Below are 14,743 nucleotides of genomic sequence, written 5' to 3'. Positions count from 1 at the left end.
CTGCCGCAGAGTGATGTATGCGCTTACAGACAGCGCATACATCAGGAGCGCCAAGGGATGGTTCAGGAATCCCCCGGGCCTCCGGTGACGCTCAAGGAGGAGCCGTCCATGCATCGTGCCGCCAGAACCGCCACGGCCGCCCTCGCACTCGCGACGGCTTTCGGAGTCACGGCATGCGGAAGCTCGGCGGGTGAGGGAGTCTCCGCCGACAAGAAGCAGACCCTCACCGTCTGGGCCATGGGCGCCGAGGGCGAGAAGCTCGTCGACGTCGCCAAGGCGTACGAGAAGGCGAACTCGAACATCACGGTCAAGGTCACCCCGGTCGGCTGGGACGTCGCCCACCAGAAGCTGGTGTCGGCCGCCGCCGCGGGCACCCTGCCGGACATCGCGCAGATGGGCAGCACCTACCTGGGTGAGTTCGCGGACCTGGGCGTCCTGGAACCGGTCGACACCAAGACCTTCGCCGAGAAGGACTTCTTCCCGGCGGGCTGGCAGGGCGGCGTGGTCGACGGCCAGGCGTACGGCGTCCCGTGGTACGTCGACACCCGCGTCCTCTACTACCGCACCGACCTCGCCAAGAAGGCCGGCATCGACAAGCCCCCGGCCACCTGGGCCGAGTTGCAGCAGGCGGCGACCGCCTACCAGGACAAGGCCGGCACCAAGTGGGGCCTGAGCATCCAGCCGCGCGGCCTGGACACGGTGCAGAACTTCTACCCCTTCCTGTTCTCGGCGGGCGGCGACATCGTCGACAAGGACGGCAAGGCGGTCATCGACAGCCCGGCCGCGGTGCGGGCGTTCAAGGAGTACGGCACCTACTTCGACAAGGGCCTCGCCAAGAAGAGCGTCCAGCCCGGTTACGACGTGACCAAGGACTTCAACTCCGGTGACGTGCCGATGTTCTTCTCCGGCCCGTGGATCATGACGCTCCTCAAGGACAGCTACCCCGACCTCGAAGGCAAGTGGGCCGTCGCGAAGATCCCCGCCGACCAGGCGTCGGTGTCCTGGGCGGGCGGCTCCAGCCTGGTGATCTCCAAGGACAGTGAACGCAAGGCCGCCGCCAAGGAGTTCATCAAGTACCTCACCGACACCAAGGGCCAGTCGGACTGGTTCGAGCGGACCGCCGATCTGCCCGCCAACACCTCCGCGTGGGATTCCGGCACGCTTGCCGACAGCCCGAACCTCCAGGTCTTCCGTGAGCAGATGGAGACCTCCAGGACCACGCCCACGCTTCCCAAGTGGACCGAGATCACCTCCAAGGTCGACTCCGCCATCGAGTCGGTGACACAGGGCAAGTCATCCGCCGAGGACGCCGCCAAGAAGGCGCAGTCCGAGATCGAAAGCCTCGTGAAGTAGGCGCCATGGGCACCACGACCGGATCGGCCGCACCCGACGCGGCCGGCGCGCGCTCCGGGCCGGGACATCCCGGCCCGGCGGGCGCCCCGCCCGCAGGCAAGGGCGCGGGGCCCGGTGGCCGGGGCGGCAGGCCGCGGATGGGTGTGCAGAACCTGGCCGGCTGGCTGTTCTCGACCCCCTTCCTCGTGCTGTTCGCGGTCTTCATGGCCTTCCCGATCGCCGCGACGCTCCTGATGAGCTTCACCGACTTCGGGCTGCGCAACGTCACCAACCCGCTCGACGCCAACTTCATCGGCTTCGACAACTACACCCAGCTGTTCGGTGACGAGAAGTTCCTCAAGTCCCTCTTCAACACGGCCTACTTCGTGGTCGTCGGGGTTCCCCTCACGATCGTGCTCGGACTCGTCGTCGCCGTCCTGCTCAACAACGGCATCGACCGCGCCCGCACCTTCTTCCGGGTCGGCTTCTACGCACCGGTCGTCACCAGCATCGTCGCGGTCGCCGTCGTCTGGCGCTTCGTCCTCGACCCGTCCGACGGGCTGATCGCCGGACTCGCCTCCGAGGTGGGACTCACCTCGCCGGACTTCCTCGGCTCCGAGAAGCTGGCGATGCCCTCCCTGATCGTGATGGCCGTCTGGCGCAACCTCGGCACCGTCATGGTCCTGTTCATCGCCGGGCTCCAGGCCATCCCCACCGAGGTACGGGAGGCGGCGCGCCTGGACGGGGCCGGGCTGTGGGGCGAGTTCCGCCGGATCACCGTGCCGCTGCTGCGGCCCACCCTGCTGTACGCCACCGTCATCACCACGATCGGCTACCTCAACGTCTTCGAGGAACCCTTCGTGATGACCCAGGGCGGCCCGTCGGACAGCACGCTGACCGTCTCGCTGAACATGTACCGCGAGGGCTTCAACTTCTTCCACATGGGCTACGCGAGCGCGATGGCGTACGTCCTCTTCGTGGTGATCATGGGCGTCACGGTGCTCCAGCTCCGACTGCTGAAGGACAACACCTCATGAGCGCCGCACCCCGCCTGGACGCGGCACGGCCTCCCGCCGCCGCTCCCCCGCCCGCCACGGCCACGGCTGCGCGGCGGGGCCCGCGCAGGCTGCTCACCTATGTCCTGCTCTCCGTGGGCCTGCTGGTCATGGCGGCGCCCTTCCTGTGGATGGCGCTCTCGGCCTTCAAGACGACGAAGGAGCTGGCGGCCAGCCCGCCGGTGTGGCTGCCCACCGAGTGGACCCTGGCGCACTTCTCCGAGCTGCTCGACCGCCTCGACCTGCCGCGCTACTTCCTCAACTCGCTGATCGTCGCGACCTTCGTCACCGTCTCCAATCTGGTCTTCTGCTCGATGCTCGGCTACGCCCTGGCCAAGCTGCGGTTCGCCGGCAAGAACAAGATCTTCGGGCTGGTGCTCGGCGCGCTGATGGTGCCCGGGAACCTGATGCTGCTCCCGCTGTTCGTGCTGATGAGCCGGCTGCGCCTGATCGACTCCTACGCCGGTCTGGTCCTGCCCTTCGCGGCCGGGGCCCTCGGCGTGTTCCTGATGCGGCAGTTCATGCAGTCGATCCCGGACGAGCTGCTCGAAGCGGCCCGGATGGACGGCGCCAGTGAGTGGTACATCTTCTGGCGCATCGTGATGCCGCTGGTCAAGCCCGCCCTCGCGACGCTCACGATCATCACCTTCCTCGCCTCCTGGAACAACTTCGTCTGGCCGCTGATCGCGACCAACGACCCGGACAAATACACCCTCCCGGTGGCCCTCGCCACCTTCGCCACCGACCCCGTCCGGTCGGCGGGCTCCAACGGCATGCTGATGGCCGGGTCCTTCCTGATCGTCCTGCCGGTCCTGTTCGTCTTCGCCGTCCTGCAACGGCACTTCACCCAGGGCATCGCCACCGCCGGCATGAAATAGCCCCCCGCATCCGGGACCGCACGCGCCCGCCGGACCGGCGCGGCCCGCTTCCACCAGAAAGACAGGACGATGACGCACGCCCCGACACGGTTCCCCGACGGATTTCTGTGGGGTGCCGCCACCGCTGCCCATCAGATCGAGGGCAACAACACCAACAGCGACTGGTGGCAGAAGGAACACAGCGGTACCTCGCACGTCCAGGAGCCCAGCCTCGACGCCTGTGACAGCTACCACCGGTGGCCCGAGGACATGGACCTGCTCGCGGAACTCGGCTTCACGGACTACCGCTTCAGCATCGAGTGGGCCCGCATCGAACCGGCGCCCGGTCACTTCTCGCGCGCCGAACTCGCCCACTACCGGCGCATGGTCGACGGCGCCATCGAGCGCGGGCTGCGCCCCATGGTGACGCTGCACCACTTCACCGTCCCCCGCTGGTTCGAGGAGCGGGGCGGCTGGACCGCCGAGGGTGCCGTCGACCTCTTCACCCGGTACGTCGAGGCCACCGCGCCGGTCATCGCGGACGGTGTGCCCTATGTGTGCACCATCAACGAGCCGAACATGATCGCCGTGATGGCCGGGGCCGCGAAGGCGGGCGACATCGGCTTCCCGCCCGCCGGGCTGCCGACGCCCGACGAGGAGACCACGCGCGTCATCATCGACGCGCACCACGCGGCCGTGAAGGCCGTGAAGGGCATCAACTCCGCGATCAACGTGGGCTGGACGGTCGCCAACCAGGTCTACCAGGCGCTGCCCGGCGCCGAAGAGGTCACCGCGGCCTACCGGCACCCGCGCGAGGACGTCTTCATCGAGGCCGCGCGCGGCGACGACTGGATCGGCGTCCAGTCCTACACCCGCACCCGGATCGGCGCGGACGGGCCGATCCCGGCGCCCGAGGACGCCGAGCGCACCCTGACCGCCTGGGAGTACTACCCGGCGGCCGTCGGGCACGCGCTGCGGCACACCGCGGAGGTCGTCGGTGACGTACCGCTCGTCGTCACCGAGAACGGCATCGCGACCGACGACGACAGCCGCCGGGTCGCCTACCTGACCGGGGCGCTGCGCGAGGTCGCATCCGCCCTGGAGGACGGCATCGACATCCGCGGCTACCTGACCTGGAGCGCGCTCGACAACTACGAGTGGGGCTCCTTCCGACCGACCTTCGGCCTGATCGCCGTCGACCCGGTGACCTTCGCGCGGACCGCCAAGCCCTCGGCCGTCTGGCTCGGCGCGATGGGCCGCACCCAGGAGCTGCCCGGCGCCGGTTCCTGACCGACCCGCAGCTCCACCACCGATCCCCGGGGGCCGGCCGATCCTGACGACGGCCGACCCCCGGACTCTCACCCGGATCCACCCCAGGACCTGTCCCCGGACCGGTCCCCGGATCCACCCCCCGACGCACCATCCGGCGCACCCCCCACGGACGCACCGCCACCCGCGCACCACTCCACACCGCGACCTCTCTCCAGGAGTTGGAACCGTATGGATCGCACCCGCACGGACCGCATCCGCACAGCCGATACCGGCACCGGCGCCCGCGCCGAAGGTACGGACCCCACCGGCTCGGGCCGCCTCGGCCTGGACCGCCGGTCGTTCCTCACCGCCGCCGGTGCCGGGGCCGCCGCCCTGACCCTGGCCTCGGGCCCCGCCTCGGCCGCCACCGCCGCCGGGGCCGCCACCGCTCGTTCCTCGTTGTCCGCTCATACCTCTGATACACCGCTGCTGCGGAAGTGGTTCCGCGACACGTTTCGCTCGATCGAGGCATTGACAACCGACTTCGGGCTCACCGCCGACAAGGCCGACATCAGCCGTCCCGGCACGCCGGTGCCCTCGCGGCAGACCTCGCCGACCAACATCGGCTGCGGCCTGTGGTCGACGGTCGCCGCCGCCGGACTCGGCGTGATCGGCCGCGCCGACATGCGCCGCCGGCTGGCCCGTACGGTCGCCGCCGTCGAGAAGCTGGAGCGGCACCACGGCTTCTGGCTCAACTGGTACGACGCGTACGACGGTTCGACGCTGACCCGGTGGCCGGACAGCGGTGACCCGGTGCGGCCGTTCCTGTCGTCCGTCGACAACGCCTGGCTGGTCACGGGGCTGCGGATCGCCGCCGACGCCGACCCCTCGCTGCGGCCCCGGGTCGCCCGGCTGCTGGCCACCGCCGACTGGTCGTACTACTACACGCCCTACGACCCGGCGGACACGGCCCGCCACCCCGGGCAGCTGCGCGGCGGTTTCTGGACCGACAACGGCGAGCCCACCGGGCACCACTACGGCGCGCTCAACACAGAGCCCCGGATGGCGAGTTATCTCGGCATCGCGGACGGCAGCCTGCCCGAGGAGCACTACTGGTGCATGTACCGCACCATGCTGCCGGAGTGGGAGCAGGAGCAGGCGCCCGGCGGCGCGTACACGCAGGTCGGGCGGGTTCGGGTGTGGAACGGGCACTACAGCCACCGGGGCCACGACCTGGTGCCCACCTGGGGCGGCTCCATGTTCGAGGCGCTGATGGTGCCCTTGTTCGTGCCGGAACCGGAGTGGTCCCCGCGCGCGTGGGGCACGACGCACGACCGCTATGTGCGCAGCCAGATCGAGCACGGGCTGATCGAGGAGAAGTACGGGTACTGGGGTTTCTCGCCCGCCAGCATCCCCGAGGGGGGATACCGCGAGTACGGCGTCGACGCGATCGGCATGCAGGTCGACGGGTACAACTCGCTCGGCGTCGTCACCCCGCACGCGTCGTTCCTGGCGCTGCCCCACGCGCGCGGGGAGGCCATCGCCAACCTCAAGGCGCTGGACCGGGACTTCGGCGCGTACCACGACGGATACGGCTTCCGTGACTCGGTGAACGTCCGCACGGGCCGCGTCAGCGACTTCGTGCTCGCGCTCGACCAGGGCATGATCGCCGCCGCGCTCGCCCAGCAGCTCAGCCCGGGACTGCTGCAACGCCCCTTCCGTACGGGCGGGTTCGCGTCCCGGGTACGGCCGATGCTCGCGAAGGAGCGTTTCAGCATCTGATCCACCGGTACAGGCACGCGCGCGTACCGGGTCGTAAGGTCACCCGGGTCACCGAGTCGCCGAAAGGCCACCCGGTGTCCGGGTCACTTCGACCAGTCGGCCCGGTACGCCGCCCAGTCCCGTTCGCGGGCCGCGAAGTCCACGTACAGGGCGACGCCGAACCGCTCGCGGTCGCGGTCGGTGCGGGACAGGCCGAGGCGGACGCCCCGTACGGCGGCGGCGACCGTCTCGGCGGAGCCGCGGTGGCCGAAGGTGTCGTCGTAGTAGAACGGCAGGCCCATCAGGAGGTCCGTCGACGCCGGCGTGACCTCCAGGCCGAGCGCCGTCTGCTGGGCGACATAGCCGCCGTACAGGCTCTCCAGGGGCATCGCCGTGTCGTACGACATGACGGCGATCTGGTCGACGCGTCGGGCGACCTCGGCGAAGAAGGACTGGGACCACCACTTGGGGTGGTTGGCGAGGGCGCCCCCGACGGAGTGCAGGGACGGCAGCGGGTCGATCTGGTGGGCGGCGACGGACAGCGGCACATCGCGGTCACGGGTGACCTCGCGCAGGTCGTCGAGGAGCCCCAGGTAGTCGCGGTCGCCGGAGTGCAGCGGCTCCAGGTCGAAGTGGGCGCCGTCGAATCCGACGTCGAGGATCTGCCGGGCGGAGCGCACGACGGCCGCCCGTGTGTCCGGCCGCTCCAGACGCATGCCGTCCGGGGTCTCGGTGGCGAGTTTGTCGCCGAGCCATGCCTGGACCCGGACGCCGGGCAGCGCGCGGTGGACCGCCTTGACGAACCAGTCGGCCCGTGGGTACAGCGTGGCGTCGAGCGTCCCGTCGTGCTCCAGGGGACCCGTGTGGACGTACAGGTCCCGGATTCCGGTGTCGCGTACGCGCGCGGTGAGTGCGGTCACGTCGGCGTCGCCCTTGCGGCCGTCCACCCAGGCGTGCCCGAGCCAGAAGGCGTCACGGCCCCGCGTCTGGGTGCCGGGCGCGGGATCGCCCGCGTAATGGACGCGCAGCGCGATACCGGCGGCGAGCACGGGCGCGACCAGTAGCAGGACCACCCCGAGTGCCACCCACCGGGGCCACCGCCGCTCGCGCCAGACCATCGCCCAGCAGCGCCGCAGCCCCCGGACCACGCTCCGCGCCCACCCCGACACCATCAGCCACCCACCCCCGTGCGGACCCCACCTGCGTTCCGTGCAGGGTAGACGCACCAAGCGCCCCACCCACCCCACCCGCCGTCGGGTCGCGAGCGACTGTAACGGGCCATACCCTCCGAAATGTGACGCCCTCCACGAGTCGAGCCCCGTCGCACATAGCCGGACTGGTGGCCACGCTGGCCACCCTGCTCTGGCTCCTGATCCCGTCCGCCACCGCCCACGCCGACCAGCCGATACCGCTGTCCCGTACCGGTCAGATCACCGACACGGTGGGCGCGCTCGGCGACCGCGAGGGTGCCGTCTCGTCCGCTCTGGCCGGCCTCGACCGCGACCACGGCGAGCAGCTCTTCGTCGCCTACGTCCGCGACTTCTCCGGCCAGTCCGCGCAGACCTGGGCCGACACCACCGCGAACCGCAACGGCCTCGGGCTGAACGACGTCCTGCTGGCCGTCGGCACGCACGCGCGGCAGTACGCGTACTCGGTCGACCAGAACTCCCGGCTCACCGACGCCCAGCTCCGTACGGTCGCGACGACCGCGATCGAACCCGCGCTCCGGCAGAACGACTGGGCGGGAGCGGCGATCGGCGCCGCCAACGGCATGAACGCGACCCTCGCGGGGCGCCCGGTCCCCACACCGACGATCACCCCGGGCGCCGCCGACCCGAACGGCCTCGGTGTCGGCAGCGGCGACCAGACGGGCACCGGCGACCTGATCCTGCCGATCGTGGCGGTCGGCGGCGCCGCGGCCCTGGCGGCGTTCGCGTTCACACGGCGGGGGCGGCAGGGCGGCGGCGGGACGCGTCCAGGCGGGGCCCACGGCGGCGGGTGGGGCTCCGGCGGCGGGCAGCCCGCGCCGACTCCGCTGCCGGCGCTCGACAAGGAGGCAAGACAGCGGCTCGTGGAGACCGACGACGCCGTCCGGACGAGTACCGAGGAAGTCGGCTTCGCCGCCGCTCAGTTCGGCGACGACGCGGTACGGCCGTTCCAGGAGGCCCTGGCCTACGCGCAGTCCGAGCTGACGGCCGCCTTCCGGTTACGCCAGCAGCTCGACGACGCCTACCCCGAGGACGACCCGACGAAGCGGCGGATGCTGGACGAGATCATCGCCCGCTGTGCCGACGCCAACAGCCGGCTCGACGCCGAGACCGCGGACTTCGACCGGCTGCGCGCCCTGGAGAGGACGGCACCGCAGGCCCTGGAGCGCGCACGGGACGCGTACGGCCGCGTCGACGGCCGTACGGGCGCGGCGCAGGAGACGCTCGCCCACTTGGGCCGGACATACGCGCCCACCGCGCTGCTGCCCGTCGCGGGCCATGCGCAGCAGGCGCGGGACCGGCTGGTGTTCGCGTCGGCAGGGCTCGACCAGGCACGGGACGCGATCGCGGCGGGCGACAACGGCAGGGCCGCGGTGTTCCTGCGGGCCGCCGAGGGCGCCGTCGACCAGGCGGGCACCTTCCTGGACGCCGTCGAGCGGCTGGCCGGCGAACTCGCCGCCGCCGCGAGGAAACTGCCCGGCGCGCTCACCGAGACGGAGACCGATCTCGCGGATGCCCGGGGCATGCTCGACGGCACCGCGCCGGGCGTGTCCACGGCGGATCTGCGGGGCCGTATCGCCCGCGCCGACTCGGTCCTGGCCGAGGTGCACCGGGAGATGGCGGCGGGCCCCTACGACCCCATCGACGCGCTGCGCCGCCTGGAGGCCGCCGACGCGGCACTCGACGAGTCCCTCGCGGGTGCGCGCGCCCGCGAGGTCGCCGACAGCCGCGCCCGCTCGCTCCTGGGACAGGCCCTGCTCACGGCCCGCAGCGGGGTCGCCGCCGCCACGGACTTCGTCACGACGCACCGGGGCGCCGTGGGCAGCGAGGCCCGGACCCGGCTGACCGAGGCGCAGCGGCACCTCGACCGCGCGGAACACCTCGCGGCAGCCGATCCGGCTTCCGGAGGCGATTCGTCCGCCGCGCTCGCCGAGGCCCAGCAGGCCGACGCGATGGCCCGGCAGGCACGGCAGTTCGCGGAGCGGGACGTGCGGTCGTACGGGAATCCGTACGGCGGTTTCCCGGGCGGGCCCGGCGGGCGGGCCGGTGGCGGGATGGGGGGTGCCGTGCTCGGCGGGATCATCCTCGGCGGGGTCCTCGGCGGGATGGGTGGCCGGGGTGGGGGCCGGAGCGGGGGCCGGGGCGGCTTCGGCGGCGGCTTCGGAGGCGGTGGATTCGGCGGTGGGCCCGGCAGCTTCGGCGGGGGCGGGACCCGAGGCCGCAGGGGCGGGGGTGGCCGGTTCTGAGATCAGGTCTTCAGCAGAACTCGGGTCTTCAGCAGAATTCAGCCCTTATGCGGAATTTATCGCAGGTGTACGGAACTCCCCGCACCTGTCCGGCCGTTCACCATCCAAGGAGCCCGATCATGACCAGCAAGCAGACCATCCTCGGCCGTGTCGCCCAGCTCGCGAAGGCCAATATCAACGCCCTCATCGACCAGGCCGAGGATCCGCAGAAGATGCTCGACCAACTCATCCGCGACTACACGAACAACATCAGGGAGGCAGAGGAGGCGGTGTCGACGACCATCGGCAATCTTCGGATGCTGGAGCAGGACCACCGCGAGGACGTGGGCGCGGCGGCCGAGTGGGGTACGAAGGCGCTGGCCGCGAGCAAGAAGGGGGACGAGCTGCGGCGGTCGGGCGACGGCGCCGAGGCGGACACCTTCGACAACCTCGCGAAGGTCGCGCTGCAACGGCAGTTGGAGTCGGAGCGTGAGGCCAAGGAGGCGGAGCCGACGATCGCCACGCAGACGGAGGTGGTCGACAAGCTCAAGTCGGGGCTGGCCCAGATGAAGCAGAAGCTGACCCAACTCCAGTCGAGGCGGGACCAGTTGGTGGCCCGCGCCAAGACGGCGCAGGCGCAGAACCAGATGATGGACGCCGCCAAGAACATCAACGTCCTTGATCCGACGAGTGAGTTGAGCCGGTTCGAGGAGAAGGTACGCCGGGAGGAGGCGAAGGCCGTGGGCAAGCAGGAACTCGCCGCGTCGTCGCTGGACGCGCAGTTCGAGAAGCTGGACAGTCTGGGGGACGCGGCGGAGATAGAGGCGCGCCTCGCGGCGCTGAAGTCATGAGCTGAAGCCATAAGCGGAAGCCATGAACTGAAGTCATGAGCTGACGGCGGGTCCGGCACCCACCGCCACTGTCCCGCGAGGTCTTCGGCGAGGTCTCCCGTGAAAGCTCACGTGCGGGTCAGAACATGCTCAACAGCGCCTCCGTCGCGTCCACCCCCGCGCTGTCCCCGTTCGGCAGCGGCAGTTCGAACCAGACCGTCTTGCCGCGCGGTGTACGGCGCGAGCCCCACGCGGCACTGAGCAGTCCGACGAGCTGGAGTCCCCGGCCGCCCTCGTCGGTGACGCGGGCGCGGCGGCGGCGCGGCTGGACGAGCCCGGAGTCCCAGACCTCGCACACCAGGGTCCGATCGAGCAGCAGCCGCAGCCGGATCTCGCCCTCGCCGTAGCGGAGCGCGTTGGTGACGAGTTCGCTGACGAGCAACTCGGTGGTGTCGGCGAGGGGTTCGAGGTCCCAGCCGAGGAGCTTGGCGCGGGCGAACTCGCGGGCGTGGCCGACGCCGCGCGGCTCGCGGGGCAGGGTCCAGTCGCCGACGGACGTGGCGGGCAGGCCCTGGACGCGGGCCAGGAGGAGGGCGATGTCGTCCTCGCCGTGGTGGGTGTCGAGGGTGCCCAGGACATGGTCGCAGACGTCTTCGAGGGGCCGTTCCGGGTCGGTGAGGGCTCCGACGAGTGCGTGCAGGCCCTCGTCCAGGGGTTGGTCGCGGGATTCGACAAGGCCGTCGGTGTAGAGGGCGAGGAGGGCGCCTTCCGGGAGGTCGACCGCGACCTCTTCGAAGGGTTCGCCGCCGACGCCGAGCGGCATACCGGGGGGCACGTCGAGCATGAGGGCGGATTCGCCGGGTTCGAGGATGACGGGAAGGAGGTGGCCGGCGTTGGCGAAGGTGCAGCGGCGGGTGACGGCGTCGTAGACCGCGTAGACGCAGGTGGCGAGGTAGACCTCGGAGAGGTCGGCGTCCTGGGCGGGGCGGGCGGCGACGCGGGTGGCCTGCTGGACGCCGCCGGGGGTGCCGAGGCCGCGGGCGATCTCGTCGAGCGCGGAGAGGACTTCGGCGGGTTCGAGGTCGAGGAGTGCCAGGGTCCGGACCGCGGTGCGCAGTTCGCCCATGGCGACGGCGGCGCGCAGACCGCGGCCCATGACGTCGCCGACGACGAGCGCGGTGCGGTGGCCCGGGAGTTCGATGACGTCGAACCAGTCGCCGCCGACCTCCGTGGCGGCGTTCCCGGGGAGGTAGCGGCAGGCGATGTCGAGGCCGGCGGCGACCGGGGCGCCGGGGGGCAGCAGGGAGCGCTGGAGGATCAGGGCGCGTTGGTGTTCGCGGCGGTAGAGGCGGGCGTTGTCCATGGAGACGGCGGCGCGTGAGGCGAGTTCGACGGCGAGGGCGCGGTCCCGATCGCCGAAGGGTTCGCTGCCCTTGGTCCGGGAGAACTGCGCGAGGCCGACGACGGTGTCGTGGGCCACCATCGGCACGGCGAGCGTGGACTGGATGAGCTGGCCGCCCTCGCCGGGCACGTACTTGAGGCGGCCGGTCCGCAGGGCCTCGGCGCACGGCGAGCTGAAGGCGTACTGGTGCATCGCGCCGACGGCGACGGGTGCGGGTCCGCCGGTGAACGGCGCGTCGGCGACGGCGCTGGCGAAGGCGACGCGGCGCAGGGCGGCGCTTCCGGAGCCGGAGTCGGCGCGGGTGGCGCCTCCGATGCCGGTGGGGGTGTCGTCGTCTTCGAGGAGCCCTTGGTAGAGGTCGACGGAGGCGAGGTCGCAGAAGCCGGGGACGGTGACGTCGAGGAGTTCGCGGGCGGTGGTCTCCAGATCGAGGGAGTTGCCGATCCGGGATCCGGCCTCGTTGAGGAGGGCGAGGTTGCGGCGGGCGAGGGCGGCCTCGCGGGCGGCGGCGTTGCGGCGGGTGACGTCGGTGCCGATTCCGGCGACGCCGATGGGCCGGCCCGAACCGCTGTGCACGCGGTAGAGGTTGACGGACCAGTGGCGGCGTTCGGAGGAGTGCGGGGACGGTCCGACGATCTGCATCTCGTTGACGGCCTCGCCGGTGTCGAGGACGCGGCGCAGCGCGGCGGTCAGCCGGTCGGCCTCATGGCGCGGGAGGTAGTCGTGGACGGTCCGGCCGCGGTGGTCGTCGGCATGGCCGCCGAAGACGGACGCGAACCGCTTGTTGGCGCGCTGGACCTTGAGGTCGGTACCGAACAGCAGGAAGCCGAACGGGGATTGACCGAAAATCGCCTGTGAGGCGGCGAGGTCGGTCTCGATACGGCGCAGGGCGCGGACGTCCACGACGATGCAGAGGGCGGCGCGTTCGCCGGTCTCGTTCTCGGTGGGCATGACGTAGACCTCGGCGATCCCGATGGCCCCGGCGCCACCTCCGTCGTCGCCCCCTTCCCCGGCGGGCAGCCGGAAGGGCACCGACCCGGTCCATTCGCGCCCGTCGAGAATCTCGGCCATCTTGCGCTGGCCGCGTTCGCGCAGATGGGGCGGGACGAATGCCTCGATGGGGTCCTTACCGACGGCGTCCTCGGCGGATATGCCGAACAACTGCTCGGCACGGGTGCTCCACTGGTCGATGAGCCCGTCGGGGCCGAGCGAGAACGAGGCCACCTTGATGTAGTCATAGATCGAACCCGGTGGGCTGTTCTGCCACATCGCGTCATCCATCGCGCCCTCCGACGGTCTTCCCGACGCCATGGCCTTCGCTGGTATCTCGCTCACGCGAACCGTCCCCTCCAGCTCACCGCGCCCGGTACCGGTCACCAGTGGCGGCTGCCCGCAGTATCCAGCACTACGGCCCCGCACGACACGGTGTTCACGATCACAGCTCGGTCCCGACAGTTTTTGGACCGGTCAGGACCGGCACCTCCCGTCTTCTAACCCGGTAGAGCCAGCTCGAACCACACGGTTTTGCCGGATCCGCCGGGACGGGTCCCCCAGCGGCGCGACGAGAAGGCGACCAGTTGAAGACCGCGGCCTCCTTCGTCGTCGAGATCGGCGCTGCGCTCGTGCGGCGGATCGGCGAGTTCGTCCGAAACCTCCACCAGCAGGGCGCCCGGGGTGCCCGTGGGACGTACGAGGCATACGCCGATCGGGCCCGCGGCATAGAGCAGGGAATTGGTCACCAGCTCACTGACAAGCAGGACCGTGATGTCGCCGAGTACGTCCAGCTCCCAGTCGCCGAGTTGCCTGCGCACCGCTACGCGCGCGGTCCGTACGGCACCGGGGTCGGCCGGGAAGATCCACTCGGCGCGGGCACCTTCGGTGTCGATCACACGGATCACTTCCCGGGCCGACCACACGACCATGTCTGATTTTCATGGGGTTAATGGCCCCATACCCGGAATTGAGTGGGTATTACCCCATCGAGGGGGCGTACCGAGGTAAGAAAGAGCGCCCGCCCTCTTACCGTGCCCTCATTTTTCCGAGGTCTTCACCCAGGACTTCACCGCGGGGATGTCCTGATCCAGCCAGTCGACGTCCCAGATCTCGTCCGGGCCGAGCCAGCGGAGGTCGTCGTGGTCCTCAAGGGGCGCGGGGGTCCCGGAGATCAACCGCGCGGTCCACACCTGAAGGACAAGACCGGGCCGGACGGGCCATTCGCCGGGAACACGGGCGATGACCTCCGCCTCGACCCCCAGCTCTTCCCGCAGTTCGCGTACGAGGGCGTCGGCCGGCAGTTCGCCGGACTCGACTTTGCCACCGGGGAGTTCCCAGCGGCCGGCGACTTCGGGGGGCGCACTTCGGCGCGCCGCGAGGAGGCGTCCGGCGTCGTACAGGGCAGCCGCGACGACCACGATCGGTTCGGTCATGCGGGGAGCCTACGGGGACCGGGCGCCGGTCAGCGTGTGCCGTTCTGCCCGATCCGCTCGACCCAGTAGAGCTGTTTGTGCCCCCGGTCATCGAGGCTGTCGGCTATTTTCTGGGCTTCCGCCCTGGTCGCGTACCGCCCCACGCGATACGTGTTGCCGTTGTCGTCCTGCCGTATGACGAGCCAGGGAAGCGTGGACGTGCCGTCGGTCATCGCACCTCTTCCCATGCCACCCACACCCCGCCCAGCGCCCCGCTCACTAAGGAAACCGCACTCCGCATATGCCCGAGCCTACGCCCGACCTTCACTCAGCGGATGCGGGTTTGCACAAAGAGGTACGCAACCAGCCAGACCACGGGGGCGCAAACATCGCGTGCGCCCCCGGGACGCCACGCGA

The 14,743-nt window shown here is 70.8% G+C and carries 12 protein-coding genes; 7 read left to right on the top strand and 5 right to left on the bottom strand.

The window, feature by feature from the left end; translation table 11 throughout:
* The first annotated feature begins 108 nt into the window (after nt 1–108).
* The 5 genes from ACFVT5_RS03370 to ACFVT5_RS03350 all read left to right on the top strand — a co-directional run bounded on the left by ACFVT5_RS03370 (nt 109) and on the right by ACFVT5_RS03350 (nt 6,277).
* A complete protein-coding gene (locus ACFVT5_RS03370; RefSeq protein ID WP_389880859.1) occupies nt 109–1,353 on the top strand; it encodes a sugar ABC transporter substrate-binding protein in 1,245 nt (414 codons plus the stop codon).
* Nucleotides 1,354–1,358: 5 nt separating this feature from the next.
* Nucleotides 1,359–2,369: a carbohydrate ABC transporter permease gene (locus ACFVT5_RS03365; protein WP_389880857.1), complete on the top strand. Its 1,011-nt coding sequence runs from the start codon at nt 1,359–1,361 to the stop codon at nt 2,367–2,369.
* Nucleotides 2,366–3,265 (top strand): carbohydrate ABC transporter permease, encoded by a 900-nt coding sequence (locus tag ACFVT5_RS03360; protein WP_389880856.1) that lies wholly within the window; start codon nt 2,366–2,368, stop codon nt 3,263–3,265. Before ACFVT5_RS03365 ends, ACFVT5_RS03360 begins: the two co-directional genes overlap by 4 nt.
* A gap of 69 nt (nt 3,266–3,334) precedes the next feature.
* Entirely contained in the window at nt 3,335–4,534 is a 1,200-nt protein-coding gene (locus tag ACFVT5_RS03355) for a glycoside hydrolase family 1 protein (RefSeq protein WP_389880854.1), read from the top strand.
* A 306-nt stretch (nt 4,535–4,840) separates the two neighbouring features.
* A complete protein-coding gene (locus ACFVT5_RS03350; protein WP_389881023.1) occupies nt 4,841–6,277 on the top strand; it encodes a glucoamylase family protein in 1,437 nt (478 codons plus the stop codon).
* Between the two features lie 83 nt (nt 6,278–6,360).
* Here ACFVT5_RS03350 and ACFVT5_RS03345 read toward each other — a convergent pair whose 3' ends face one another.
* Nucleotides 6,361–7,374, bottom strand: coding sequence for a hypothetical protein (locus ACFVT5_RS03345; protein WP_389881021.1), 1,014 nt, complete (start codon nt 7,372–7,374; stop codon nt 6,361–6,363).
* Nucleotides 7,375–7,550: 176 nt separating this feature from the next.
* Between ACFVT5_RS03345 and ACFVT5_RS03340 the strand changes: the two genes are divergently transcribed.
* Both ACFVT5_RS03340 and ACFVT5_RS03335 read left to right on the top strand, forming a co-directional pair.
* Nucleotides 7,551–9,710, top strand: coding sequence for a TPM domain-containing protein (locus ACFVT5_RS03340; RefSeq protein WP_389880851.1), 2,160 nt, complete (start codon nt 7,551–7,553; stop codon nt 9,708–9,710).
* Nucleotides 9,711–9,829: 119 nt separating this feature from the next.
* Nucleotides 9,830–10,540: a PspA/IM30 family protein gene (locus ACFVT5_RS03335; RefSeq protein WP_389880849.1), complete on the top strand. Its 711-nt coding sequence runs from the start codon at nt 9,830–9,832 to the stop codon at nt 10,538–10,540.
* A gap of 118 nt (nt 10,541–10,658) precedes the next feature.
* Here the strand turns inward: ACFVT5_RS03335 and ACFVT5_RS03330 are convergent, their stop codons facing one another.
* From ACFVT5_RS03330 to ACFVT5_RS03315, 4 genes are all read right to left on the bottom strand, one after another.
* Nucleotides 10,659–13,256: a SpoIIE family protein phosphatase gene (locus ACFVT5_RS03330; protein WP_389880847.1), complete on the bottom strand. Its 2,598-nt coding sequence runs from the start codon at nt 13,254–13,256 to the stop codon at nt 10,659–10,661.
* Nucleotides 13,257–13,411: 155 nt separating this feature from the next.
* Nucleotides 13,412–13,819, bottom strand: coding sequence for an ATP-binding protein (locus ACFVT5_RS03325; protein ID WP_389881019.1), 408 nt, complete (start codon nt 13,817–13,819; stop codon nt 13,412–13,414).
* A gap of 132 nt (nt 13,820–13,951) precedes the next feature.
* Entirely contained in the window at nt 13,952–14,347 is a 396-nt protein-coding gene (locus ACFVT5_RS03320; protein ID WP_389880846.1) for a (deoxy)nucleoside triphosphate pyrophosphohydrolase, read from the bottom strand.
* A 29-nt stretch (nt 14,348–14,376) separates the two neighbouring features.
* Nucleotides 14,377–14,559 carry an SPOR domain-containing protein gene (locus ACFVT5_RS03315; RefSeq protein WP_389880844.1) on the bottom strand — a complete coding sequence of 61 codons (183 nt, stop codon included), beginning with the start codon at nt 14,557–14,559 and terminating at the stop codon, nt 14,377–14,379.
* Between the last annotated feature and the right edge of the window lie 184 nt (nt 14,560–14,743).

This window comes from Streptomyces sp. NPDC058001, assembly GCF_042886315.1.
Classification (GTDB): Bacteria; Actinomycetota; Actinomycetes; order Streptomycetales; family Streptomycetaceae; genus Streptomyces.
The sequence above is the reverse complement of the archived record's forward strand: the minus strand, read 5'-3'. Positions and strand labels throughout refer to the sequence as shown.